Source organism: Variovorax sp. YR752 (assembly GCF_943372545.1).
Genome location: NZ_CALRZC010000033.1, coordinates 12,041 through 35,310, shown reverse-complemented (window position 1 = coordinate 35,310; position 23,270 = coordinate 12,041). Strand labels below are relative to the sequence as shown.

At 70.0% G+C, this 23,270-nt stretch carries 25 protein-coding genes; 18 read left to right on the top strand and 7 right to left on the bottom strand.

The window, feature by feature from the left end; all coding sequences use genetic code 11:
* The first annotated feature begins 139 nt into the window (after window positions 1-139).
* The 17 genes from AAG801_RS10675 to AAG801_RS10595 are packed head-to-tail and all read left to right on the top strand — an operon-like array spanning window position 140 to window position 17,435.
* Entirely contained in the window at window positions 140-1,159 is a 1,020-nt protein-coding gene (locus tag AAG801_RS10675) for an FAD:protein FMN transferase (RefSeq protein ID WP_341888358.1), read from the top strand.
* A gap of 26 nt (window positions 1,160-1,185) precedes the next feature.
* A complete protein-coding gene (locus AAG801_RS10670) occupies window positions 1,186-4,170 on the top strand; it encodes a hypothetical protein (RefSeq protein ID WP_341888357.1) in 2,985 nt (994 codons plus the stop codon).
* On the top strand, window positions 4,167-4,742 hold the full coding sequence (locus AAG801_RS10665; RefSeq protein WP_341888356.1) for a hypothetical protein: 576 nt from the start codon (window positions 4,167-4,169) through the stop codon (window positions 4,740-4,742). The genes AAG801_RS10670 and AAG801_RS10665 overlap by 4 nt, the downstream gene beginning before the upstream one ends.
* A gap of 17 nt (window positions 4,743-4,759) precedes the next feature.
* Window positions 4,760-5,506 carry an SH3 domain-containing protein gene (locus AAG801_RS10660; protein WP_341888355.1) on the top strand — a complete coding sequence of 249 codons (747 nt, stop codon included), beginning with the start codon at window positions 4,760-4,762 and terminating at the stop codon, window positions 5,504-5,506.
* Window positions 5,507-5,529: 23 nt separating this feature from the next.
* A complete protein-coding gene (locus AAG801_RS10655) occupies window positions 5,530-6,177 on the top strand; it encodes an outer membrane beta-barrel domain-containing protein (protein ID WP_341888354.1) in 648 nt (215 codons plus the stop codon).
* Between the two features lie 7 nt (window positions 6,178-6,184).
* A complete protein-coding gene (locus tag AAG801_RS10650) occupies window positions 6,185-6,712 on the top strand; it encodes a TlpA disulfide reductase family protein (RefSeq protein ID WP_341888353.1) in 528 nt (175 codons plus the stop codon).
* Window positions 6,709-6,960 carry a DUF4266 domain-containing protein gene (locus AAG801_RS10645; protein ID WP_341888352.1) on the top strand — a complete coding sequence of 84 codons (252 nt, stop codon included), beginning with the start codon at window positions 6,709-6,711 and terminating at the stop codon, window positions 6,958-6,960. The genes AAG801_RS10650 and AAG801_RS10645 overlap by 4 nt, the downstream gene beginning before the upstream one ends.
* Window positions 6,947-8,059, top strand: a complete 1,113-nt coding sequence (locus AAG801_RS10640) for a DUF3570 domain-containing protein (protein ID WP_341888351.1) — start codon at window positions 6,947-6,949, stop codon at window positions 8,057-8,059. The genes AAG801_RS10645 and AAG801_RS10640 overlap by 14 nt, the downstream gene beginning before the upstream one ends.
* A gap of 20 nt (window positions 8,060-8,079) precedes the next feature.
* On the top strand, window positions 8,080-8,709 hold the full coding sequence (locus tag AAG801_RS10635) for an AraC family transcriptional regulator (RefSeq protein ID WP_341888350.1): 630 nt from the start codon (window positions 8,080-8,082) through the stop codon (window positions 8,707-8,709).
* 8 nt (window positions 8,710-8,717) lie between these two features.
* Entirely contained in the window at window positions 8,718-10,646 is a 1,929-nt protein-coding gene (locus AAG801_RS10630; protein WP_341888349.1) for a hypothetical protein, read from the top strand.
* A gap of 7 nt (window positions 10,647-10,653) precedes the next feature.
* Complete coding sequence (locus AAG801_RS10625; protein WP_341888348.1) at window positions 10,654-13,467, top strand: tetratricopeptide repeat protein; 2,814 nt, start codon at window positions 10,654-10,656, stop codon at window positions 13,465-13,467.
* On the top strand, window positions 13,454-14,182 hold the full coding sequence (locus AAG801_RS10620) for a tetratricopeptide repeat protein (RefSeq protein ID WP_341888347.1): 729 nt from the start codon (window positions 13,454-13,456) through the stop codon (window positions 14,180-14,182). The genes AAG801_RS10625 and AAG801_RS10620 overlap by 14 nt, the downstream gene beginning before the upstream one ends.
* Window positions 14,179-14,550 (top strand): hypothetical protein, encoded by a 372-nt coding sequence (locus AAG801_RS10615; protein WP_341888346.1) that lies wholly within the window; start codon window positions 14,179-14,181, stop codon window positions 14,548-14,550. Before AAG801_RS10620 ends, AAG801_RS10615 begins: the two co-directional genes overlap by 4 nt.
* Before the next feature lie 55 nt (window positions 14,551-14,605).
* A complete protein-coding gene (locus AAG801_RS10610; RefSeq protein ID WP_341888345.1) occupies window positions 14,606-15,262 on the top strand; it encodes a MotA/TolQ/ExbB proton channel family protein in 657 nt (218 codons plus the stop codon).
* Between the two features lie 6 nt (window positions 15,263-15,268).
* The gene (locus tag AAG801_RS10605; RefSeq protein WP_341888344.1) at window positions 15,269-15,775 is read left to right on the top strand and encodes a biopolymer transporter ExbD; all 507 of its coding nucleotides are present in this window, start codon (window positions 15,269-15,271) and stop codon (window positions 15,773-15,775) included.
* Window positions 15,776-15,784: 9 nt separating this feature from the next.
* Window positions 15,785-16,279 carry a biopolymer transporter ExbD gene (locus AAG801_RS10600; RefSeq protein ID WP_341888343.1) on the top strand — a complete coding sequence of 165 codons (495 nt, stop codon included), beginning with the start codon at window positions 15,785-15,787 and terminating at the stop codon, window positions 16,277-16,279.
* Window positions 16,280-16,337: 58 nt separating this feature from the next.
* A complete protein-coding gene (locus tag AAG801_RS10595; RefSeq protein ID WP_341888342.1) occupies window positions 16,338-17,435 on the top strand; it encodes an AgmX/PglI C-terminal domain-containing protein in 1,098 nt (365 codons plus the stop codon).
* Window positions 17,436-17,441: 6 nt separating this feature from the next.
* Here AAG801_RS10595 and AAG801_RS10590 read toward each other — a convergent pair whose 3' ends face one another.
* The 4 genes from AAG801_RS10590 to AAG801_RS10575 form a co-directional block, all read right to left on the bottom strand.
* Entirely contained in the window at window positions 17,442-17,645 is a 204-nt protein-coding gene (locus tag AAG801_RS10590; protein WP_341888341.1) for a hypothetical protein, read from the bottom strand.
* A 90-nt stretch (window positions 17,646-17,735) separates the two neighbouring features.
* A complete protein-coding gene (locus AAG801_RS10585) occupies window positions 17,736-18,692 on the bottom strand; it encodes a cation diffusion facilitator family transporter (protein WP_341888340.1) in 957 nt (318 codons plus the stop codon).
* Window positions 18,689-19,087: a YbaN family protein gene (locus AAG801_RS10580; protein ID WP_341888339.1), complete on the bottom strand. Its 399-nt coding sequence runs from the start codon at window positions 19,085-19,087 to the stop codon at window positions 18,689-18,691. Before AAG801_RS10580 ends, AAG801_RS10585 begins: the two co-directional genes overlap by 4 nt.
* Complete coding sequence (locus AAG801_RS10575; RefSeq protein ID WP_341888338.1) at window positions 19,084-19,746, bottom strand: CoA pyrophosphatase; 663 nt, start codon at window positions 19,744-19,746, stop codon at window positions 19,084-19,086. The genes AAG801_RS10580 and AAG801_RS10575 overlap by 4 nt, the downstream gene beginning before the upstream one ends.
* Before the next feature lie 37 nt (window positions 19,747-19,783).
* On the opposite strand from AAG801_RS10575, the gene AAG801_RS10570 reads away from it, so the two are divergent.
* Window positions 19,784-20,131 carry a hypothetical protein gene (locus AAG801_RS10570; protein ID WP_341888337.1) on the top strand — a complete coding sequence of 116 codons (348 nt, stop codon included), beginning with the start codon at window positions 19,784-19,786 and terminating at the stop codon, window positions 20,129-20,131.
* 15 nt (window positions 20,132-20,146) lie between these two features.
* Here AAG801_RS10570 and mddA read toward each other — a convergent pair whose 3' ends face one another.
* The 3 genes from mddA to AAG801_RS10555 all read right to left on the bottom strand — a co-directional run bounded on the left by mddA (window position 20,147) and on the right by AAG801_RS10555 (window position 23,213).
* Window positions 20,147-20,941, bottom strand: a complete 795-nt coding sequence (gene mddA, locus AAG801_RS10565) for a methanethiol S-methyltransferase (protein WP_341888336.1) — start codon at window positions 20,939-20,941, stop codon at window positions 20,147-20,149.
* Window positions 20,942-21,087: 146 nt separating this feature from the next.
* Complete coding sequence (locus AAG801_RS10560) at window positions 21,088-22,149, bottom strand: alpha/beta fold hydrolase (protein WP_341888335.1); 1,062 nt, start codon at window positions 22,147-22,149, stop codon at window positions 21,088-21,090.
* A 53-nt stretch (window positions 22,150-22,202) separates the two neighbouring features.
* Entirely contained in the window at window positions 22,203-23,213 is a 1,011-nt protein-coding gene (locus AAG801_RS10555; protein WP_341888334.1) for a metal-dependent hydrolase, read from the bottom strand.
* Between the last annotated feature and the right edge of the window lie 57 nt (window positions 23,214-23,270).

The following is a 23,270-nucleotide window of genomic DNA, read 5'->3' as shown; positions in this document are numbered from 1 at the left end:
CCTGAATCAGGCGCTCAACGCCTGGTGGGGTTTCTTGTGCGACCGGTTGTAAGGTCATCGCTGTTTGCCAAGTTTTGACGCAAATTGACCGCGTCAAGGCCGGAAGATCCGCCCGCATCACAAACGCAGGGAGCGGGTCTTGTCATTCTTCGGCTTGACGTTCAGCAAGCGGGCCACGGCGCACATCGCGCCGCCCGTGGTGGTGGCCGCGCCGCAGGGCGCCTGGTACCACCGCGACGAAGCCATCATGGGCACGGCGATCCGCGTCGAGCTGTGGGCGGAAGACGAGCGTGAAGCGCAAAGCGCCATCACCGCGGTGATGGATGAAATGCACCGCATCGACCACACCATGAGCCCGCACAAGCCGGCGTCGGAGTTGTCGTGCATCAACCGCGACGCCGCCCGCGAGGCCGTGCCGCTGTCGGCCGAGATGTACCGCCTGATCGAGCGCGCCATCGAGTTCTCGCGCTTTTCCGACGGCGCCTTCGACATCAGCTTCGCCAGCGTCGGCAACCTGTACGACTACCGCGCCGGCACCACGCCGACGGCCGAGCAGCTGGAGCGCGGCCGCGCGGCGATCGGCTGGCGCCACCTGATCCTCGACCCGAAAAGCCGCAGCCTGCGCTTCGCCCGCGAAGGCATGCGCATCGACCTCGGCGGTTTTGCCAAGGGCCATGCGGTGGACAACGGCGTGGCCATCCTGGCCGCGCTGGGCGTGAGCAACGCCATCGTCACCGCCGGTGGCGACAGCCATGTGCTCGGTGACCGCCGCGGCCGCCCCTGGACCATCGCGATCCGCGACCCGCGCCGCGCCGACGGCGTGGTTGCGCTGCTGCCGCTGGAAGACACCGCCATCTCGACCTCGGGCGACTACGAGCGCTGCTTCGAGCGTGACGGCGTGCGCCACCACCACCTGATCGACCCGCGCACCGGCCGCTGCGCCGACGCCGTGCGCAGCGTGACCATCCTGGCGCCGGACGGACTGACCACCGAGGCGCTGTCCAAGACCGTGTTCGTGCTCGGCGCCGAGCGCGGGCTGCAGCTGATCGAAACGCTTTCGGGAGTGGATGCCGTCGTCGTCGACGCGAACGGTGTCCTGCACTACTCGTCCGGACTGCTCTCGGGCAGTTCGCCGTCGGTCGACGTGGCCCGCCAGTGAGCGGGCCGGCATCAGAGGAGGCGAAGATGAAGAAACTGTCATATCCCCACGGCCGCATGGCGGCTACCGGCCTGGCCGCACTGGCGGCGGCGATCACCGCGGCCTGTTCCGGCGGCGGCAGCGACGGCACCGTCACGGTGTCCGGCGAAGTGCCGATCGCGTACGTCAAGCGCTCGACCGCGCTGACGCTGAACCCGACCAACGGGTCACCCAGCGCACCGGGCGGCGACCTGATGATCCGCGAACGCTCCAGCGCCAGCGCCGAAGAGCACAACATCACCGCACGCTTCACGCAGGGCGTGGGCGACGCCTCCGACCCCGAGGTGTCGTACGACGGCAAGAAGCTCGTCTTCGCGATGCGCTGCCCGACCGCGAACACCGCCGAGATCGACGGCGTTCCGGCCTGTACCGGGCGCTGGAACATCTGGGAATACGACATGACGACCGGCGGCTTGACCGGCGGCACGTTCCGCCGCATCACCGCCTCGACCACCGACGACGACGTCGACCCGGCCTACCTGCCTGGCGGCCGCGGCTTCGTGTTCTCGTCCAACCGCCAGGCCAAGACCAAGACTTCGGCCGGCGGCCGCGACTTCTTCGCGCTCGACGAGTACGAGCGCGAGCGCGTCCTGCAGCTGCACACGATGGACGCCGACGGCGGCGCGATCACGCAGATCTCGGTCAACGCCAGCCACGACCGCAACCCGACGGTGCGCGCCAACGGCGAGATCATGTTCTCGCGCTGGGAACACGTCGGCCCGCGCAACCGCTTCGCGGTGTTCCGCGTCAAGCCCGACGGCACCGACATGTTCGTGATGTACGGCGCGCAGAGCCCCGGCAACAGCTTCCTGCACCCTCGCGAGATGGACCCGAAGGGCCAGTACAAGGGGTTCATTTCCTCCGACCTGATGGCGCTGTCGCGCACCCAGGAAGGCGGCTCGCTGATGTTCATCGACGCGGCCAACTACTCGGAGCACAACACGCCGGTCAACAAGACGGTGGCCGCTGCCGGCGGCCAGGCCGAGGTGACCGACAAGCCGCTGAACCAGAACCGCGGCCTGTCGCCCTATGGCCGCATCACGACACCCTACCCGCTGTGGGACGGCACCGACCGCGTGCTGCTCGCCTACCGCCCCTGCGAGGTGACGCGCAACGGCACGGTGATCCCCTGCGCCAACCTCACCGCCGAAGAGCGCGAGATGCTCGAGGACGAGACGATGTCGCGCGCCGAGCGCGCCGCCGCCCCGGTGCAGGACAACGCACCCGCCGCCTACGGCATCTACATGTACGACCCGGCCAAGCAGACCTTCCTGGCGGTGGCCACGCCGCCGGCCGGCTTCATGTACAGCGATCCGGTCGCGATCGAGGAACGCGACGAGCCCAACGCCACCGACCCGACCAGCGTCGACACCACGCTGGCCGGCCAGGGCCTGGGCGAGATCGAGGTGCGCAGCGTCTACGACACCGACGGCCTGGACCGCAACGGCGAGTCGATGATCGCCCCGGCCGACCTGGCCGGCAACGGTTGCAGCGTCGGCATCGCCAAGGCGGCGCCGCTGAGCGACGCCGACACACGCGCCCAGGTCGCCGACCTGCGCCGCATCAAGGACCCGGCCGACGCGGCCTACCACTGCTCGCCGATGCGCTTCGTGCGCGCCACCCGCGTGGTCGCACCGAGCGCCGGCAGCACCGGCATGCGCGAGGCGATCGGCGAGACCGACTTCGAGCCGCAGCAGATCCTCGGCTACGCGCCGATCGAGCCGGACGGCTCCTTCAAGCTGCGCGTGCCGGCCGACACGCCGCTGGCGCTGACGGTGGTCGACTCCAAGGGCCGCGGCATCCAGACGCACCTGAACTGGATCCAGGTCCGCCCCGGCGAGCGCCGCACCTGCCTGGGCTGCCACAGCCCGCGCCGTGGCGCCTCGATCAATTCCGGCACGGTGGTCGACACGCTGCCGGCGGCGCTCAACCCGGCGCTGGCCAGCCAGCACCAGTCCGGCGAAACGATGGCCTCGCTGCGCACCCGCCTGGACAACACGCGATTCGCGCTGAGCGCCGACATGGAGTTCACCGACGTGTGGGCCGACACCACCCGCACCGGCGTGACCGCGCGCGCCCCGGTCACGGTGCGCTACACCGGCAACACCAATCCGGCCGACGACCTCGCCACCACGGTGCCGACCAACGGCTTCATCAACTACCCGGACCACATCCAGCCGATCTGGACGCGCGATCGCGGCGCCAACACCTGCACCGCCTGCCACGCCGACACCGCTGCGCTCGACCTGCGCGGCACCATCGCCGGCACCGGGCGGGTGACCTCCTACGAGGAACTGGTGCTCGGCGACCCGGTGATCGACGAGACCACCGGCCTGCCGGTCACGCGCCTGCGTGACGGCGAGCCGGAGATCGTGCGCGGCGCCGCGCTGGTCGAGACCATGGCCGGCAACGCGGTCGGCATGGCGCGCGCCAGCCGCCTGACCGAGATCATGTTCGGCGAAACGCTGAAGTCCAGCGCCGACGCGCGCACCACCCACCCGAACCCGCCGAACACGGCGCCGGACCACGCGGCCATGCTCAACGCCGCGGAGAAGCGCCTGATCGTCGAGTGGATGGACCTCGGTGGCCTGTACTACAACAACCTCGCCGCCAACGGCAGCCCGGTGCGCCTGACCACGCTCAGCGAAGCGACGTTCGAATCGCAGGTCTACCCGATCCTGCAGGCCGAGTGCGCGAGCTGCCACCAGCCGGAGGGCAACTCGGGCGCGGCCACCGCCACCTCGTTCGCCAACAACCGCTTCGTGCTGGCCGGCAGCGTCGAGGGCGACTTCAACGTGACGCTGACGATGATCTCCGACGTCTGCAACGCTCCGTCCAACGCGCTGCTGCGCCGTCCCTCGACGGTGCCGCATCCGTCCGGCGCGACGCAGACCACCGCGCTGATGCCGACCAACAGCGCCAACTACCGGACGATCGCCGACTGGATCGCCACCGGCTGCCCGACGCAATGACCAAGCGTCTCGCCGCGCTCTTCGCCGCCGCACTGCTGGCCAGCTGCGGCGGCGGCAACCCGCTGTCCAACCCGGACTCGGTGCAGAACCCGCCGGGTGAGGGCGGCCAGAAGCTGTCGTTCCGCTACTTCCAGAAGTGCATCAACGTCATCTACGACACGCCGCTGCCGGTCAACCAGGGCGGCGTGATCTCGACCAACACCTGTGGCAGCGGCGGCTGCCATGACACCGGCACCGGCACCGGCGGTGCGCTGCGCGTGGTTCAGAGCGCAGACGAGGTGGATCTGTCGACCACCTCGACCGACGCGGCCCGCACCAGCGACATGTACAAGAACTTCTACTCCTCTCAGGGCGCGACGGTGATCGGCTCGCCGGCGGAAAGCCGCCTGCTGGCCAAGCCGCTGCTGACGGTGCTGCATGGCGGCGGGCAGATCTTCGCCAACGTCGACGACGACAACGCGAAGCGCATCGCCTTCTGGATCAGCCGGCCCATGCCGCAGGGCCAGGACGAGTTCAGCGAGGCGGGCAACAGCATGTTGGACAGCGCGACCGGCGCCTGCCTCACCCAATGAGGTCGGCCACGCAGGGAATGCTTCGCAGCCTGTGCACGCTGGCACTGGCCGTGGCGGCGGCCATGCCGGCCCTCGCTGCCGACGACGCGCCGCGCAGCGAGCGCGTGCAGATCACCGACCCGTACGTCGAGATGCGCACCGGGCCGGGCCGCGGCTACCCGATCCACCACGTCGCCGCGCGCGCCGAATGGATCGAGCTGAACCTGCGCTACACCGACTGGTTCAAGGTGCGCACCGACAACGGCAAGGAAGGCTGGGTGCACCGCCGCCAGCTGCTGACCACGCTGACCGAGGCCGGCGTGGCCAAGTCGTTCCGCGACATCGCCTTCGACGACTACCTGCAGCGGCGCGCCGAGTTCGGCGCCGCCTGGGGCCACTTCAAGCAGGAGCCGATGCTCAAGTTCTGGGCCGGCTACAAGCTGTCGGAGTCGATCGGCATCGAGGCCACGCTCGGCCAGGTGCAGGGCATCTTCTCCGGCACCACCTTCTGGCACGTCAACCTGCAGCTCGAGCCCTTCTCCGACCAGCGCATCTCGCCGTTCTTCGCTGCCGGCGTCGGCAACTTCAAGAACATCCCGAACCAGAGCCTGGTGGCGGCCACGCCGGCCGACGCGAAGCTCGCCAATGCGTCGGTGGGTGTGCGCTATTACCTTACCGAACGCTTCGTGCTGCGCGCAGACTATTCGATCTACACCGCGTTCCTGAACGACACCCGCTCCGGCGAGTACCGCGCCCTGACCGGCGGCCTGTCGTTCTTCTTCTGAGCCTCGCAACGAGAACAACCACCATGCGACTGCCCGCCCTCCTTCTTGCCGCGCTCGCCGCCTCGCCGGCGCTGGCCCAGACCTCCGCACCGGCGACGACTCAACAGCCGGCCAACGAGCAGGTCATCGTGCCCGAGGTGCAGCGCCGCGACGTGCGCCTGCCGAAGTTCCCGTCGAAGGACTTCGAGGTCGGCCTGCTCGCCGGCACCTACGCGACGCAGAGCTTCGGCGCCAGCGGCGTGGCCGGGCTGCGCCTGGGCTACCACCTCAGCGAGGACTTCTTCGTCGAGGGCGTGTACGCGCTGACCAAGGTCAGCGACAAGACCTTCACCGAGATCTTCCCCGGCGCCGGCCCGCTGGCCGACACCGACAAGAAGCTCAGCTACTACAACGTCTCGGCCGGCTACAACCTGTTCCCGGGCGAGATCTTCCTCGGCAGCAAGACCGCCAAGGCCTCGTCGATCTACCTGATCGGCGGCGTCGGCAGCACCAAGTTCGCCAACCAGCGCAAGCAGACCTTCAACGTCGGTTTCGGCTTCCGCGTGCTGTTCAGCGACCGCTGGGCGGTGCGCGTGGACGTTCGCGACCACATCTTCAGCTACGACCTGCTGGGCGTTCGCCAGAGCACCCAGAACCTCGAGCTGACCACCGGCTTCGCCTACTACTTCTGAGCCCCCGATGAGCCAGACCTCCGACTTCTCGCCGAAACGCCGCCGCCTGATCGCCGCGGCGCTGACCACCGCCGGCAACGCCTGCGTGCTGGGCAGCGCGCGCGCCGCACTGCCGGCCGGCAGCGCGCCCGACTTCACGCTGCGCACCACCGCCGGCGGCAACCTGCGCCTGCAGGAGCAGCGCGGCCAGGTGGTGATGGTCAACTTCTGGGCCACCTGGTGCGGCCCCTGCAAGATCGAGATGCCGCACCTGAACCGCCTGTACACGAAGTACCGCGCCTCGGGCTTCCAGCTGCTCGGCGTCAACATCGACGACGACCCGCGCAACGCGGTGGCCACCGCCACCAAGCTGGGCGTGAGCTTCCCGGTGCTGCTCGACGGCGACAAGCGCGTCAGCAAGCTCTACGACCTCTCCACCATGCCGACCACGCTGATCATCGACCGCGACGGCCGGCTGCGTCACCTGCATCGCGGCTACCGCGAGGGCTACGAGCAGACCTACGACCAGCAGGTCCGCGAACTGCTGAAGGCATGAACATGCATCGTTTCGCCGCCACCGCCCTGCTGGCCTGCAGCGCCGCGCTGACCGGCTGCTCGTCGATCTCGCTGCCTTCGCTCCCCGAACCCTGGGTGAAGCCGTACGAGCGCGAGCGCCTGGCCGACCCGATCATGCGCATGGGCGGCGACCCGCTGGCGGCGCGCCACCGCGAGCACGTGCTGGTGGTGCGCGAAGGTTCGCGCGGCGCCAACAGCGCACAAGGGGGCGGCTGTGGCTGCAATTGACGGGCTCGGTATCAACCGCCTCTGGCAACGCATCGCCGGGCTGCTGGGCAGCCTGCTGGCGATGGGCGGCGCGAAGGCCATCGAGCTGCCGGAGAACCGCGCCGAGGCGCTGTATCACATCTACAAGGGCGGCGGCGTCACCGCCGACGGCCCGGCGCTGCTGGTGCGCAAGAGCCTGGCCGACAAGGTCTCGCTGTCCGGCTCGTACTACGTCGACGCGGTGAGCAACGCCTCGATCGACGTCGTCACCACCGCCAGCCCGTTCAAGGAGAAACGCACCTCCTACGACTTCAACGTCGACTACGCGCACCGCGACTCGATGATGTCGATGGGCGTGTACCGCAGCAAGGAGCCCGACTACGAGGCCGACAGCGTCAGCATCGACGTCGCGCAGGAGGTCTACGGCAACATGACCACCGTGGCGCTGGGCTTCACGCGCGGTGTCGACAAGGTCGGCAAGCGGGGCGAGCCGAGCTTCGCCGACAAGGCCAAGCACTGGCAATACCGCCTCGGCCTGACCCAGGTGCTGACGCCGACCATGCTGGCCAGCGCCAACCTCGAGGTGGTGTCCGACAGCGGCTACCTCGGCAACCCCTACCGCGCCGCGCGCGTGTTCGGCGCCACCGTGCCCGAGCGCATGCCGCGCACGCGCACCAGCCGGGCGATGAAGTTCCGCATCGTCGCCGACCTCGGCGACCGCAACGCCGCCCGTGCCGAGTACCGCTACTTCTGGGACACCTGGGACATCAAGGCGCACACGCTGGAAGGCGGCTACAGCCGCTACGTCGGCACCGACTGGCTGGCCGACGGCTTCGTGCGCCTGTACTCCCAGGGCGAGGCGCTGTTCTACAGCGACAACGCGACCAGCGAGACGACCTACCTGACGCGCAACCGCCAGCTCGGCGCCTTCCGCAGCTTCGGGCTGGGCGGCAAGCTGAGCTACACGGCGCGGCGCGTGCCCGGCCAGTACGAGCTGAAGATCGTCGGGTCGGTGGAGCGCATCCGCTTCAACTACTCGAACTTCACCGACATCCGCGACGGCTCGGCGTACCGCTTCAACGCCAACCTGCTGCAGCTGTACGCGACGGCCACCTTCTGATTCCCGAAAGCACCGACGCCATGTCGTTCTTCCACCGCCATCTCCGGCCGTTCGCCGCGGGCCTCGCGCTCGCGCTGGCAGCCCTGCATTCGTTCGCCCAGACCGCCGCCGTGCCCGCTCCGGCTGCCGCGGCCTCTGCGCCCCCAGCCGCTGCTGCGGCACCCGCGGCCGCCTCTGTGGCCGCACCCGCCAGCGCACCGGCGCCGAGCACGCTGGATGCGCGCATCCAGGCCGTCAAGGGCGACGTGATCCGCCTCAACCGCGACCTGCTGGTGCTGGAGGAGGAGCTGCTGTTCCCGGCCAACACGCAGGTGGCGCTGTTCGTCTCGATGGACGTCGGCAAGCTGTTCCAGCTCGACTCGGTGCAGATCAAGCTCGACGACAAGATCGTCAGCAACTACCTCTACACCCCGCTGGAGGTGCAGGCGCTGCACCGTGGCGGCGTGCAGCGTGTCTACCTCGGCAACCTGCGCGCCGGCACGCACGAGCTGGTCGCCTTCTTCACCGGCCAGGGCCCGCACGAGCGCGACTACAAGCGCGGCGCGACGATCAAGTTCGACAAGGGCACCGAGCCGAAGTACATCGAGCTGCAGATCAAGGACTCCGCCGGCAAGCTGCAGCCCGAGTTCGACGTCAAGGTCTGGCAGTAGGCGTGCCCATGCCCGTGAAGCTTTCGCTGCGCCCGGCGCGGCCTCTGGTGCGATGCCTGGCCGCCGCCGCGTTGACGGCCGCCTGCGCCGCGGCAGTCGCTGCACCGCCCAAGCCCTGGCCGGTGCCGCCGAACGAGACCGCGCGTGCCATCGAGGCGCCCTACTACGGTGACGCGCTGTTCCACTTCTTCCAGGACCGCTACTTCACGTCGATCACCACGCTGATGGCCTCGCAGCATTTCGATCGAGTCGTCGCCCACCGCGACGAGGCCGAGGTGCTGCGCGGCGGCATGCTGCTGTCCTACGGACTGCACCAGGAGGCCGGCGAGATCTTCGCGAAGCTGATCAACCAGGGCACCACCGCGCCGCCGGTGCGCGACCGCGCCTGGTTCTACCTGGCCAAGATCCGCTACCAGCGCGGCTTCCTCGCGCAGGCCGAGGAGGCGCTGGCGCGCGTCGAGGGCAAACTGCCCGGCGCGCTCGACGAGGACCGGCTGCTGCTGCAGTCCAACCTGATGATGGCGCGCGGCGACTACGCCGGCGCCGCCGCGCTGCTCGATGGCGTCGACAAGACCAGCCCGATCGGCCAGTTCGCGCGCTTCAACCTCGGCGTCGCGCTGGTCAAGAGCGGCGAGGAAGAGCGCGGCACGAAGCTGCTCGATGCGCTGGGCACCACGCCCGCGGCCAACGAGGAGATGCGTGCCCTGCGCGACAAGGCCAACCTGGCGCTGGGCTTCACCGCGCTGCAGTCGGCCAAGCCGGAGGCGGCGAGGCAATCGCTGTCGCGCGTGCGCCTGAACGCCATGCAGTCGAACAAGGCGCTGCTCGGCTTCGGCTGGGCGGCGGCCGAACTGAAGGACTACAAGCTCGCGCTGGTGCCCTGGCTGGAACTCGCCGGCCGCGATGCCAGCGACGCTGCCGTGCTGGAGGCGCGCATCGCCGTGCCCTACGCCTATGCCGAGCTCGGCGCCTACGGCGAGGCGACCGAGCAGTACAACAACGCGATCGCCTCCTACGAGAGCGAGGGCGGCAAACTCGACGAATCGGTCGTCGCGATCCGCGCCGGCAAGCTACTCGACGGGCTGATCGAGCGCAACCCCGGCGAGGAGATGGGCTGGTTCTGGAACATCGCCGAGCTGCCCGAGATGCCGCATGCCAGCCACCTGACGCAGGTGATGGCCGGCCACGAGTTCCAGGAAGCCTTCAAGAACTGGCGCGACCTGCGCTTCCTGTCGTCCAACCTGAAGGATTGGGAAGACAAGCTCGGCATCTTCGGCGACATGCTCGACAACCGCCGCCAAGCCTACGCGCAGCGGTTGCCGGCGGTGCAGGCGCAGGCCCGCCAGGTCAACCTCGCGGCGCTGCAGCAGCGCCGCGACGAGGTGACCGGCGAAGTCGAGCGCGCCGTTCGCGAGCAGGACGCCGCCGCCTTCGCCAACGAGCGCGACCGCGAGTTGATGGAGACCATCCAGGTCGTCCAGGAAGGCCTGAAGTCGCTCGGCAGCGATGCCGACGCCGAACGTGCGCGCCAGCGTGCGCGGCTGGTCTCCGGCGCGATGACCTGGCGCCTCGCGCAGGAGTACCCGGCACGCTCGTGGGAAGCGCAGAAGGACCTGAAGACCATCGACACCGAACTGGCCCAGGCGCGCGAACGCGAAGCCGCCGTGGCCAAGGCGCAGGTCGAGGAACCGGCGCGCCACGAGGCCTTCGCCAAGCGCATCGCCGAGCTGGCCGCACGCATCAAGGCGCTGACGCCGCAGGTGGCGTCGCTGTCGGGCGACCAGCAGAAGGAAGTGCAGGAGCTGGCCGTGGCCGAACTCGGCCGGCAGAAGGAACGCCTGGCGGTCTATTCGCAGCAGGCGCGCTTCGCCGTGGCGCAGATGTACGACCGCGCGGCCTCCGAGTCGCCCCGGAAGGACAGCGATGCGCCGAAGTGAGTTCGCAATGCGCCCGCTGGTCCTGCTGATGCTGGTCGGCCTGGCCGGCTGTGCCAGCCAGAAGAAGACGCTGCCCGGCGACGACGAGCCGACGCTGGCCAGCCTGGCCGGCCGCACGGTCGAGGTGCCGCTGGGCAAGCGCATCGAGTCGAACGAAGAGCAGACGATCGCGGCCTACCGCAAGTTCCTCGAGGTGGCGCCGAAGGCGGCGCAGCGCGGCGAGGCCATGCGCCGGCTCGGTGACCTGGAGATGGACCTGGCCGACTCGCGCTCGGCCGCCGGCCAGGGCCCGGCCACCGGCCCCGACTACCGCGCCGCGGTGAAGCGCTACGAGGAGTTCCTCAAGGCCTACCCCGACGACAAGGGCAACGACCGCGTGCTCTACCAGCTGGCCCGCGCGCAGGAGCAGGCCGGCGACCTCGAGATTTCGCTGAAGACGCTGGACCGCCTGGCCGCCAGCTACCCCGACACGCTGTACCGCGACGAGGCCAACTTCCGCCGCGGCGAACTGCTGTTCTCGCTGCGCGACTACGCGCGCGCCGAGAAGGCCTACAGCACCGTGCTTGCCAGCACGGCGCCGACCCAGTTCAACGACCGCGCGCTGTACATGCAGGGCTGGTCGCGCTTCAAGCAGGGCCGGCTCGAGGAAGCCCTGCAGTCCTTCTTCGGCGTGCTCGACCTGAAGGCGGCCGGCATCGACGGCGACGGTGCGATCGACAGCCTGCCCGGCCTGTCGCGCGCCGACCGCGAGCTGGTCGAAGACACCTTCCGCGTCACCAGCATCAGCTTGGCGAATCTTCAGGGCGCCGAGAGCATCCCGGCCTACATCACCGACGACAAGCGTCGCTCCTACGAGTTCCGCGTCTACGAGCAGCTCGGCGAGCTGTACCTGAAGCAGGAGCGCGTCAAGGACGCGGCCGACACCTACAGCGCCTTCGCACGCCGCCAGCCGCTGCACGCGCAGGCGCCGCAGCTGCAGGCGCGGGTGATCGAGATCTACCAGGGCAACGGCTTCCCGGCGCTGGCACTCGATGCGAAGAAGGACTACGTGTCGCGCTACGGCGTCGGCAGCGAGTTCCGCCGCGCCAACCCGGCCGGCTGGGAGAAGGCGCAGCCGCTGGTCAAGACGCACCTGACCGAGCTGGCGCGCCACTATCACGCCAGCGCGCAGAAGAGCAAGGCCAGCGCCGACTACCAGGAGGCGGTCAAGTGGTACCGCGCCTACATCGCCGCCTACCCGAACGACCCCGAGACGGCGCAGAACAACTTCCTGCTCGCCGAACTGCTCTACGAGGACAAGCGGCTGGCGGAAGCCGCCGTCGAGTACGAGAAGGTCGCGTACGAGTACCCGAACCATGCCAAGGCGGCCGACGCCGGCTACGCAGCGCTGCTGAGCTACGCGGGCCAGGAGAAGACCGCGCAGGGTGAGCCGCTGGCGGCGCTGCAACGCCAGAGCGTCGACAGCGCGCTGCGCTTCGCGCAGGCCTTCCCGAAGGACAGCCGCACCGGCACCGTGCTGACCAACGCGTCGGAGAAGCTGTTCGCGCTGCGCGACCCCGAACGCGCCGAAGCCGTGGCCCAGCAGGTGCTCAAGCTCGACCCGCCGGCCGCCGCGGCACAGCGCCGCGTCGCCTGGACGGTGGTCGCGCACAGCGCGTTCGAGAAGGGCCGCTTCGACCAGTCGGAGAAGGCCTACGCCGAGGTGCTGGCGCTGACGCCCGAGAAGGACGCCACGCGCGCCGACCTGACCGAGCGCCTCGCCGCCTCGGTCTACAAGCAGGGCGAACAGGCGCGTGCGGCCGGCGATCCGAAGGCCGCGGTCGGCCACTTCGACCGCGTCGCCGCCGTCGCGCCGACCTCGACGATCCGAGCCACCGCGCAGTACGACGCCGCGGCCTCGATGATCGTGATGAAGGACTACGACGGCGCGGCGCGTTCGCTGGAAGACTTCCGACGCCGCTATCCGAACCACCCGCTGCAGGCCGACGTCGGCGCCAAGCTGGCGCTGGCCTACCTGGAGCGCCAGCAGTGGACGCAGGCCGCCGGTGAGTTCGAGCGGGTCGCCATGACGTCGAAGGACCCGCAGGTCGCGCGCGAGGCGCTGTGGCAGGCCGCCGAGCTGCACGAGAAGGCGGCCGATGCGAAGTCCGCACCGCGCGCCACCGCCGCGAAGATCTACGAGCGCTACCTGAAGCAGTACCCACTGCCGCTGGAGCGCGGCCTCGAGGCACGCTGGCGCATGGCGCGCATTGCCAAGGCCGACGGCGACGCCAAGCGTGAGGCGGTGCTGATGAAGGAGATCTACCAGGGCGACCTGGCTGGCGGCAGCGCACGCACCGATCGCACCCGCTACCTCGGAGCCAACGCCGCGCTGGTGATGGCCGAGCCGGCCGTGGCCGAGTACCGCAAGGTGGCGCTGGTCGAGCCGCTGGCCCGCAACCTGAAGCTGAAGAAGGCGAAGATGGAAACCGCGCTGAAGGCCTACGCCGTCGCAGCCGACTACGGCGTCGCCGACGTGACCACGGCGGCGACCTTTCACACCGCCTCGCTGTACCAGGAGTTCGGCCAGGCGATGATCAAGTCCGAGCGGCCGAAGAAGCTGTCGAAAGCCGAGCGCGAGCAGTACGACGTGCTGCTCGAGGAACAGGCCTTCCCGTTCGAGGAAAAGGCGATCGAGCTGCACGAGGTCAACACGAAGCGTGCGTCCCAGGGCGTCTACGACAAGTGGGTGAAGGAGAGCTTCAACGCATTGGCCAGGTTGCGTCCGGTGCGCTACGGCAAGGTCGAGCGGGCGGAAGGAGTGGTCGATGCGATCCGCTGACGCACTGAGCCGCACGGCCCTCGCCGCGGCGCTGGCGCTGCTGGCGGGCTGCTCGACGCTGTCCGACGCCGGCAGGAAGATCCAGGAGTCGGTGGTGGCGCCGGTGGCCAAGGCGCTGACCCCGGCTCCCGCCGCCTCGGCACCGGCCGCGACCGCGGCGGCACCCGCGGCCGTGCCCGCCGCTCCGGCGCGAACCGAAGTGCCGGTGCCGCCTGCCGCCCAGCGTGCGTTCGACGAAGCCCTGCGCGCCCTGCGCGCAGGCCGCAACGAGGACGCCGAGCGCGGCTTCAAAGCGCTCGCGCAGTCGAACCCCGAACTCGGCGGGCCGCATGCCAACCTCGGCGTGATCTACCGCCAGGCTGGCAAGTTCGCCGAATCGGTCGCGGCGCTGGAGCGCGCCACCAAGGCCAGCCCCGAACAGCCGGTCTACTTCAACCAGATCGGCATCAGCTACCGCCACCTCGGCGACTTCGCCAAGGCGCGCACGGCCTACGAGCGTGCGCTCGAGATCGATCCGAAGTACGCCGCGGCGCAGCTCAACCTCGGCATCCTGTTCGACCTCTACCTGCGCGACAGCGCGAAGGCGCTGGAGGCCTACGAGCGCTACGCGGCCCTCTCCGGCGGCCAGGACGCCACGGTCGCCAAGTGGATGGTCGACCTGAAGAACCGCAAGCCGGCGCAGAACAATGCACCGGCGAAGAAGGAGCAGTCATGACCAGGACAAACCTGCTGATGCTCGCCCTCGGCGTCGTCGCCGGCGCCGTGCAGGCACAGGCACCGAAACAAGCGCCGGCACCGAAGCCGCCCCCCGCGCAGGCAGCGGCGCCGGCCCCGACGCAGGACCGCGCCGACATCGACCGCACGCAGATCATCGGCAACCGCGAGCTGCCCAAGGTGCTGTACATCGTGCCGTGGAAGAAGCCGCTGCCCGGCGACCTGGCTGGCCGGCCCGGCGGCGGCGTGCTCGACGAGGCGCTCGCGCCGGTCGACCGCGATGTGTTCCGCCGCCAGGTGCAGTACGACGCGCAGTTGCAGGCGCCGAAGGCCGGCGCCACCCCCGCCGCGGCGCCCACGCGCCCCTGAGCATCCGTTCCCGAATACAAACCTACAGACAGACAGCCGTCACAGGAGCACCCTCATGAGCATCATCGACTTTGCCGTCAAGTTCTTCCAGGACAGCGGCGTCGCCATCTACTTCAGCATCGCCATCATGGCGGTCGGCCTGGCCATCGCCATCGAGCGCTGGGTCTTCCTCAACAAGGCCCGCGCCGAGAACCGCAAGCTGTGGGCGAAGGTGCTACCGCTGCTGCAGAGCGGCAAGTTCAAGGAGGTGCACAGCGTCGCCTCGGGCTCGGATGCCGCGATCGGCAAGATCGTCGCCAACGGCCTGGAGCGCATGCAGAGCCCGGCGCGCCGCGAGGACATCGACAACGCGATGGAGGAAGGCATGATGGAAATCGTGCCGCGCCTGGAGAAGCGCACCCACTACATCGCCACGCTGGCCAACGTCATCACGCTGGTCGGCCTGCTGGGCACCATCATCGGCCTGATCAAGGGCTTCACCGCGGTGGCGGCGGTCAACCCGGCCGAGAAGGCGGAACTGCTGTCGGCCTCGATCTCGATCGCGATGAACAACACCGCGTTCGCGCTGTCGGTGGCGATCCCGTTCCTGCTCATCCACGCCTTCCTGCAGGCGCGCACCAGCGAGATCGTCGACGGCCTCGAAGCCGCCAAGATCAGCTTCCTGAACCTGGTGCAGCGCCTGAAGTCCGAAACCAACCCGGCCGCGAGGTAAGCCACCATGCGTGTCCGACGCCTGCGCAAGCACGCGGCGAGCCTCGAGGTCACCGCGTTCATCAACGTCATCGTGGTGCTGGTGCCGTTCCTGCTGTCGACGGCGGTGTTCACACGCCTGTCGGTCATCGAGCTGTCGCTGCCGGCGCAGAACGCCGGCGTCGAGCAGCTCAAGGTCGACGACCTCAAGCTCGAGATCGTGATCCGGCCCGATGCGCTGGATGTCGGCGACCGCATCGGCGGGCTGATCCAGCGCATTCCGAGCACACCCGAGGGCTACGACCTGGCGGCGCTGTCCACGCTGATGCAGCAGGTCAAGGTCAAGTTCCCCGAGACGAAGGCGGCCACCGTGCTCGCCCAGCCCGACACCTCCTACGACGTGCTGGTGCAGGTGATGGATTCGGTGCGCGAACACACGGTGCCCGATCCGGTGGTGTCGACGAAGACGGTGCAGGCCGAGCTGTTCCCCGACATCTCGATCGGCGACGCGCCCATCAGCGTCCCCAAGAAATAGGCGGTCTGCATGAAACTGACCCCGATCCAGAGGCGCGCCGCACGCAAGGCGCGCAACCACTCCGACCTGGACATGAACCTGGTCGCGCTGATCGACATCTTCACCATCCTGATCTTCTTCCTGATGTCGAGCACCGGCGTCGAGGTGCTCTCGACCGCGCAGGCGGTCAAGCTGCCGCAGTCGACCGCGGAGAAGATGCCGAAGGAGATGCTCGTCGTGACGGTCAGCGCCACCGACATCCTCGTCGCCGGCCGCAAGGTGGCGACGGTGGCCGAGGCGATGGCCATGCAGGGTGACCTGATCGCGCCGCTGAAGGCCGAACTCGAACTGCAGGCCGGCCGCACGCTGCTGCGCAAGGAGGGCGAGGCGCCGAACCAGGCGGTCACGATCATGGGTGACAAGGGCATCCCGTACAGCCTGCTGCGCAAGGTCATGTACACCGCGGCGCGCGCGAACTTCAGCGACGTGTCCTTCGCGGTCTCGCAAAAGGCGGGGAAAGCATGAGCGCGCCGGGCCGTTCCCAAGTGCGAATCCCGGAGCGCTTCGCGCGGAGGGCAGTCCAATGAGCGCGGCGGCCATCTCCTTCCGCATCTCGGTGCTGCCCTGGGCGATCTCGCCCGAGGACGAGGCGCGCTTCAAGCGCATCCTGCGCACCGTGCTGGCGATCAGCGCGATCGTCTGCATCGTGCTGCTGCTGATGCCGCGGCCGCAGGAAGACCGCGCCGCGCCGGTGGAACTGCCGCCGCGCCTGGCCAAGCTGGTGCTCGAGCAGCGTGAACCCCCGCCACCGCCGAAGCCGGTGGCCAAGACCGAACAGGCCAAGGCGGAACAGCAGGCCAAGGCCGACGCCAAGCCCGAGGTCGCCAAGCCGCTGCCCGACGCCAAGCCGCTGCCCAAGGCGGTGGCCCCCGAGGCGCGCAAGCCGATTCCGGGCAAGCCGCCGGGCGAGATCGAGGGCGCACGCCGCAAGGCCGCCGGTGTCGGCCTGCTGGCGATGCAGAACGAACTGGCCGAGCTGCGTGGCGCCCCGGTGGCGGTGCAGCTCAACCAGAACATCAAGGCCGGCCCCGGCGTGGGGTCAGGGGTGGGTGTCGGCGTCGGTGCCGGCAAGGATGCCGGTCTGCCCGACCGCAACCTGATCACCTCCAACGCCAAGGGCGGTTCGGGTGGCATCAACACCGCGGCCTACAGCCGCGACACCGGCGGCGGCGGCCTGGCCGGCCGCGCGACCACGCTGGTCGAAGGCGTGGCCGGTGGTGGCGGTGGCGGCGGCCCGGGCGGTGGCGGCAGCTCCGGCAAGGGCGGCACAGGCACCGGCGTGGGCGGTGGCGGCTCCGGTGGCTCGCTCGCCAAGGGCGGCGGCGGCAAGGCCTCGCGTTCGCTGGAAGACGTGCGCCTCGTGTTCGACCGCAACAAGGGTGCGATCTATGCCATCTACAACCGAGCGCTGCGCGACGACCCGTCACTGCAGGGCAAGGTGGTGCTGAAGCTGACGATCGCGCCGTCGGGTCAGGTGACCGATATCCGCATCGAGTCGAGCGAGCTGAAGGCGGCCGAGCTCGAGGCCAAGCTGCTGGCGCGCATCCGCGGCTTCGACTTCGGCGCGAAGGACGTCAACCCGATGTCGGTGACCTACCCGCTCGACTTCCTGCCGTCGTAGCCGCGCTCAGGCGCGCAGCATCAGAACCTGCGCGCTGCGCCGCGGCCTGTGCGGCGCGTCGCGGCGCGCGGCGAACCAGGCGCCGAGCTGCTCGATCCAGCCGGGCTGGCGCAGCGTCGGCAGCGGCGTCGGCGCCGGCATGCGACGCAGCGCCGGCAACTCCGAGATCACGACGGAGGCGTGCAGCAGGTCGGTGGCGCGATTCGACATGGTCATCCTCCGTGAAGCAGTGCCGTCACAGTAACCACAGGTTACGCCGTCGCCCATCCCCTGAAGCGGGGCCGATGCCCCGGGCGTTGCTCAGCCGCCGCAGGCGGCCATCAGGGGCTTGCGAGAACTCTGCAGCGTGACGTGGGCGATGCCGAAGCGCTCGCGCAGGCGCTCGGTCGCTGCGGCGAGGAAACCGTCGTCGGCCGGCCCGTCCGGCATCACCAAGTGCGCAGTGAGCGCCACCTCCGAGGTGCCCATCGCCCAGACGTGCAGGTCGTGCACCTGGGCCACACCGGGCAGGGCCTGCAGGCACTCGCGCACCTCGACCAGCTTCACGTGTGACGGCACGCCGTCGACCATCAGGTGCAGCGACTGCCGCAACAGCCCCCAGGTGCCGATCACGATGACCACGGCGATCAGCAGGCTGGCCACCGGGTCGGTCCAGCTCCAGCCCCAGGTCAGGGTCAGCACGCCGGCGACCACCACGCCGGCGGAGACCAGTGCATCGGCGGCCATGTGCAGGAAGGCCCCGCGCAGGTTGAGGTCGCTGCCGCCGCGCATGAACAGCAGCGCGGTGACGCTGTTGACCACGATGCCGATCGCCGCGACGACGATGATCGTCAGGCCCTGGGTCGGCTGCGGTGACTGCAGCCGATCGATCGCCTCCCAGGCCAGCGAGCCCATCGCGACCAGCAGCAGCAACGCATTGGCGAACGCCGCGAGGATGCTGGCGCGCTTGAAGCCGTAGGTGTGGCGCGCATCGGGCCGCAGCCGGCCGGCGGCCGCCCCGGCCCAGGCCAGCACCAGGCCGGCGACGTCGCTGAGGTTGTGGCCGGCATCGGCGAGCAGCGCCAGCGAGTTCACCTTCCAGCCGTAGAAGGCCTCGATCGCCACGAAGGCGGCGTTCAGGGCGATGCCGATCGCGAAGGCGCGGTCGAAGTTCGCCGGCGCGTGGGCATGCCCGTGGTGGCCGTGGGCATGGTCGTGCCCATGATGCTCGTGACCCTCGTGGTCAGGGTGATCGTGGTGTGCGTGCGAAGAACTCATCTGGGATCGGCATCCGGAAGCTGCCACAGCCAGGCGGCGACGGCGAGGCAGACCAGCGCCGGCAGCCAGCGCCACGGCTCGGGCATCGCCCACCAGGCCCAGGCGCAGCCCAGCGTCATCATCGCCCAGGCGAACTGCTTGGCGCGGCGCGGCACCGCGCGGCGGGCACGCCAGTCGGCCACCATCGGGCCGAAGCGCGGGTGGGCGAGCAGCCAGGCCTCGAAGCGCCGGCTGCCGCGCGAGAAGCAGAACGCGGCCAGCAGCACGAAGGGCGTGGTCGGCAGCAGCGGCAGGAAGATGCCGGCGATGCCCAGTGCCACCGCGAGCAGGCCGGCGCCGGTCCAGGCGGCGCGCTGCCACAGCGGGCGCAGCGGGGCAGGCGGCAGGCTGCTCATTGCCAGGCGAACACCGGCTGGTCGAAGTGGGCGGCGCGTGTGGCCCGGCCGCGCAGCCCCCACTCGCGGAACTGGTAGAGGAAGATCGCCGTCGGCGCGGCGATCCAGCTCGCGCCGACCGGCATGCGCAGCACCGGGTGCTCGGCGCCCGCAACATGGTTCAGCAGCGGCGCATCGTTGCGCAGCAGTTCCTGCACCGGGATGCGGTGGATGGAGGCCACCTCGCCGGCGTTCGGCACCACGTCGTGCGCCGCGCCGGCCCACACCACCACCGGCGTGATCAGGTAGCCGGAGCGGGTGGCGTAGTCGTCGAGGCGGCCGAGCACGGCCGATGCATCGACCGCGAGGCCGACCTCTTCATGCAGTTCGCGCAAGGCCGCCTGTTCCGGCGTCTCACCCGCGTCGATGCGCCCGCCGGGCAGCGCCCACTGGCCAGCGTGGCTGCGCAGGCTCTCGGCCCGGCGGGTCAGCAGCAGCGCCGGCGCATCGCTCCAGTCCGCATGCACCGGCAGGACGGGCAGATCGGCGCCGTGGCCGGCCTCGACCACCGGCACCGCCACGGCCGCGTGGCGCTTTCCATCGGCCTCGAGCGAGCGCACCGGGATGCCGCGCAGGCGTTCGCAAAGGAGTTGGCGCAGGGCATCACCGCGGGGCGTCATGGCGCATAGCATAGGCCCCTCGCCTCCCCCGCTTCGCATGGCATCGAAGAGACCCGCCCGGCCGGCGCGCCATCGCCACCATGTCTACGTGGTCGAGCTCGATGCACGCGTGTGGAACGAACCGAGCTTCCGCCGCGCCAACCCCGAGCACGACATCACCAAGCGCTGCCTCTACGTCGGCATGACCGGGCTCGACCCCGACCTGCGCTTCGACCGGCACAAGGCCGGCATCCAGGCCAACCGCTTCGTGTTCGAGTACGGCGTGCGCCTGCTGCCGGCGCTGTACGCCGTCTACAACCCGATGCCCTACGAGGCGGCACGCGAGATGGAAGTCGAGCTGGCGATCGGCCTGCGCGAGGCGGGCTACGCCGTCTGGCAGGCCTGATCCATCGAGCCGGGCTCAGTGGTGAGCGGCATGGCCGGTGCTGCCGGCGTCGGGCTGCTTCGCGGCCGGGCGCCCGCCCAGGCGCGGCCACAGCATCCCGACCTCCTCGCGGTAGCGGCGATAGCGTTCGCCGAACAGGGCGATCAGGTCGCGCTCCTCGAACCAGATGCCGATCAGGATGTAGCCGGTGGTCGCCACGGCGAACAGCAGGTGGCCTGCTGTCATCGTCGGCGCGGCCCAGAAGGCGAGCAGGAAGCCGAGGTAGATCGGGTGGCGCACGCGGCGGTACAGCAGCGGCGTGCGGAACACCGGTGCCGGCAGCTCGCGCCCGCTCAGCCGTGCCAGCACCTGCTTCAGCCCGAACAGCTCGAAGTGGTCGATCAGGAAGGTGCTGAGCAGCACCATGCCCCAGCCGGCCCAGTGGATCACGTTCAGCACGACGGCCAGCGGAGCGCCGGAGACGTCCCACACCACGGCGACGATCGGCCGCCAGTGGGCGAACAGCGCGATCAGCGCCAGGCTGGCCAGCAGCACGTAGGTGCTGCGCTCGATCGGCTTGGGCACGAAGCGGGTCCACCAGCGCTTGAAGGCCGGTCGCGCCATCAGGCTGTGCTGCACGGCGAAGACGCCGAGCAGCAGCACGTTGACCAGCAACGCCTCGGCCAGCGGCGAATCGGCGGCGCCGGCAGGCATGCCGAGATCGATGGCCTTCGGCACCCACAGGTTGCCGACGAAGCCGATGGCGTAGAGGAAGGTGGCAAGGAAGACCGCGTAGGCGGCCAGTCCGTAGAGCAGGGCGAAGAAGGCCATGGTGGGCTCCAGCGATGGCGCAGTGAAGATGGGTTCACTGTCCGGCGCCGCCCGGCGCCGTGCATGAGGTGGATGTCCCACGGCGGCTCGGCAGAGGGCGTGCGACACGGGACACCGGTCCCGCGCCCCCCAAGATCGTGGGAGCGTCAGCGCGGCCCGCCGGCCTCGCGCGCGCGCACGATCGCCTCGGCGCGCGTGCGCACGCCGAGCTTGGCGAAGATCGCCGAGACCTGGTTGCGCACGGTCTTCTCGCCCTTGCCGAGCTGCTGCGCGATGCGGTGGTTGTCCAGTCCCTGAGCGACCAGTTCGAGCACCGCGCGCTCCGAGGGCGTGAGGCCGAGCGATTCGACCGCCGCCGCGGCGCCCGGCGCGAGGAAGCCGCGCAGTTCGGCGAGCAGCGCGTCGAAGGCCGGTTCGCCGGCCAGCAGCACGTGGTTGCGGCTGTCCAGCGTGACGAAGCGCGCACCCGGGATCAGCGCCGCCAGGCGGCGGCCCTCCTCGTAGGGCACACGGGCATCGCCGCGCGCATGCAGCACCAGGGTCGGCAGGTCCAGCTGCCGTGCCAGGTCGCTGACGTCGACCTGGTAGAAGGTCTCGAGCATGCGCGCCGCATTCTCGGCGCTCGAGGTCAGCCGCTCGAGCTCGGTCCACCACTGGTGCTGCTGCGGGGTGCCGTCGGGAATGAACAGGCTGGTGAAGAGCTGGCGGAAGGCGTCGTTGTCGCTGCCCCAGCCGACGCGGATCAGGTTGACCATGGTGGCCGCCTCGAGCCGCTTGGCTTCGCTCGGGTCGCGGCGCAGCACGCCGCGCGCATAGGCACCGATCAGCACCAGCTGCGAGACCCGCTGCGGGTGGCGCGCCGCGTAGGCCACCGCGATCGCCCCGCCCTGCGACATGCCGATCAACGGGAAGCGCTGCAGGCCCAGGCCGTCGACCACCGCCTCGAGGTCGGCCACCCAGGCATCGAGCGAGTACTCGAGCACGTCGGCATCGGACAGGCCGCAACCGCGCTGGTCGTAGCGGATGTAGTTGTGATGTGTCGACAGCGCCTCCAGCCAGGGCCGCCACACCGGGCTGCCAAGGTCGTGCTCGACATGGCTGAGCCAGTGCGCGGCACGCACCAGCGGCGCGCCGCTGCCGATCGAGGCCACCGCGATGCGCGTGCCGTCGGCGGAGGTGACGAAGCGGACCTGCTGGTGCGGGGCCATGCCGCGAGTCTGCACCAGCGCGAGCCATCCCGCGCGGCCCGGAAGCGCGGCCGTCAGCGCGGCGGCGGCAACGGCTCGCCGAGCGCGCGCCGCCACAGCCACGGCAGCGCACGGGCCAGGTCGGGCCGGCCGCCGACCTGCTCGGGCACGGCCAGCGGCACCGGCGCGCTGGCGCGCCGGGCGATCACGAAGGTGAAGATGTAGGCCGGCTCCTGGCCCATGCGCAGGTCGGTCAGCAGCACACGGTCGCCCTCCTGCTGCAGCTTGTAGAAGCCCTTGCTGAACGCGGCGATGCGGCGCAGGCCGTCGTGATCCGGCAGTTCGGCGGCCAGCGCGGCGCCGCGCGGGAAGCGGTCGAAGCTCATGGTCGGCTCGCGATCGAGCAGCGAGCGGAAGCCCTCGTGGTAGTCGTCACCCGCCACCGCGATCACCCGCCACAGCACCGAGTTGAACGCGCTCGGCGAGACCAGCAGCCGTTCGGCAGCGATGCCCTGCGCGGCCAGCGACTCGCGCGCCACGCGCTCGACCTGCGCCTGCGCCAGCACGCCCCAGCCGAGGTAGGCCGTGCTCAGCAGCAGCCCCGCCGCGTTGGCACTGAAGGCGCGCCCGCTGCCCTTCTTCGCCAGCGCCCAGCCGGTGCCGGCCAGCAGTGGCAGCGTGTACAACGGATCGATGATGAAGACGCTGCCGACGCCGTAGGGGTGGTCGGAGAACGGCAGTGCGAGCTGCGTGCCGTAGACCGTCATCGCGTCGAGCAGCGGGTGCGTCACCAGCGCCAGCCACATCGCCAGCCACCAGCGCTTCCACTGTGCCCACTCGCCGGAAAGCCTCGCCACCAGCAGTGCGAAAGGCAGCGAGAACAGCGTCAGCCAGAACGGTGCATGCGTCTCGGCACGGTGCAGCACCATGTTGCGGATCGGGTCGCCGTGGTCGAGCAGCACGTCGAGATCCGGCAGCGTGCCGGCCACCGCACCCCACACCGCCGCCTTCCACACCGCCGTGCGGCGGCCCATCACCGCCACGCCGACGGCGGCACCGAGTGCGATCTGCGAGAGCGAGTCCATGGGCGCGCATTCTGCGGGCCGGGCAAAGACCGCGGCGCCTGCCGGATACTGCGGCCT

Bases quoted from the DNA above. Each gene is read 5' to 3' on its own strand.
- AAG801_RS10575 (WP_341888338.1), bottom strand. From the start codon at position 19,746: ATGACGCCCCGCGGTGATGCCCTGCGCCAACTCCTTTGCGAACGCCTG.
- AAG801_RS10625 (WP_341888348.1), top strand. From the start codon at position 10,654: ATGCGCCCGCTGGTCCTGCTGATGCTGGTCGGCCTGGCCGGCTGTGCC.
- AAG801_RS10610 (WP_341888345.1), top strand. From the start codon at position 14,606: ATGAGCATCATCGACTTTGCCGTCAAGTTCTTCCAGGACAGCGGCGTC.
- AAG801_RS10620 (WP_341888347.1), top strand. From the start codon at position 13,454: ATGCGATCCGCTGACGCACTGAGCCGCACGGCCCTCGCCGCGGCGCTG.
- AAG801_RS10650 (WP_341888353.1), top strand. From the start codon at position 6,185: ATGAGCCAGACCTCCGACTTCTCGCCGAAACGCCGCCGCCTGATCGCC.
- AAG801_RS10645 (WP_341888352.1), top strand. From the start codon at position 6,709: ATGAACATGCATCGTTTCGCCGCCACCGCCCTGCTGGCCTGCAGCGCC.
- AAG801_RS10555 (WP_341888334.1), bottom strand. From the start codon at position 23,213: ATGGACTCGCTCTCGCAGATCGCACTCGGTGCCGCCGTCGGCGTGGCG.
- AAG801_RS10665 (WP_341888356.1), top strand. From the start codon at position 4,167: ATGACCAAGCGTCTCGCCGCGCTCTTCGCCGCCGCACTGCTGGCCAGC.
- AAG801_RS10590 (WP_341888341.1), bottom strand. From the start codon at position 17,645: ATGTCGAATCGCGCCACCGACCTGCTGCACGCCTCCGTCGTGATCTCG.
- AAG801_RS10560 (WP_341888335.1), bottom strand. From the start codon at position 22,149: ATGGCCCCGCACCAGCAGGTCCGCTTCGTCACCTCCGCCGACGGCACG.
- AAG801_RS10570 (WP_341888337.1), top strand. From the start codon at position 19,784: ATGGCATCGAAGAGACCCGCCCGGCCGGCGCGCCATCGCCACCATGTC.
- AAG801_RS10580 (WP_341888339.1), bottom strand. From the start codon at position 19,087: ATGAGCAGCCTGCCGCCTGCCCCGCTGCGCCCGCTGTGGCAGCGCGCC.
- AAG801_RS10600 (WP_341888343.1), top strand. From the start codon at position 15,785: ATGAAACTGACCCCGATCCAGAGGCGCGCCGCACGCAAGGCGCGCAAC.
- mddA (WP_341888336.1), bottom strand. From the start codon at position 20,941: ATGGCCTTCTTCGCCCTGCTCTACGGACTGGCCGCCTACGCGGTCTTC.
- AAG801_RS10635 (WP_341888350.1), top strand. From the start codon at position 8,080: ATGTCGTTCTTCCACCGCCATCTCCGGCCGTTCGCCGCGGGCCTCGCG.
- AAG801_RS10630 (WP_341888349.1), top strand. From the start codon at position 8,718: ATGCCCGTGAAGCTTTCGCTGCGCCCGGCGCGGCCTCTGGTGCGATGC.
- AAG801_RS10585 (WP_341888340.1), bottom strand. From the start codon at position 18,692: ATGAGTTCTTCGCACGCACACCACGATCACCCTGACCACGAGGGTCAC.
- AAG801_RS10655 (WP_341888354.1), top strand. From the start codon at position 5,530: ATGCGACTGCCCGCCCTCCTTCTTGCCGCGCTCGCCGCCTCGCCGGCG.
- AAG801_RS10670 (WP_341888357.1), top strand. From the start codon at position 1,186: ATGAAGAAACTGTCATATCCCCACGGCCGCATGGCGGCTACCGGCCTG.
- AAG801_RS10660 (WP_341888355.1), top strand. From the start codon at position 4,760: ATGCTTCGCAGCCTGTGCACGCTGGCACTGGCCGTGGCGGCGGCCATG.
- AAG801_RS10615 (WP_341888346.1), top strand. From the start codon at position 14,179: ATGACCAGGACAAACCTGCTGATGCTCGCCCTCGGCGTCGTCGCCGGC.
- AAG801_RS10595 (WP_341888342.1), top strand. From the start codon at position 16,338: ATGAGCGCGGCGGCCATCTCCTTCCGCATCTCGGTGCTGCCCTGGGCG.
- AAG801_RS10605 (WP_341888344.1), top strand. From the start codon at position 15,269: ATGCGTGTCCGACGCCTGCGCAAGCACGCGGCGAGCCTCGAGGTCACC.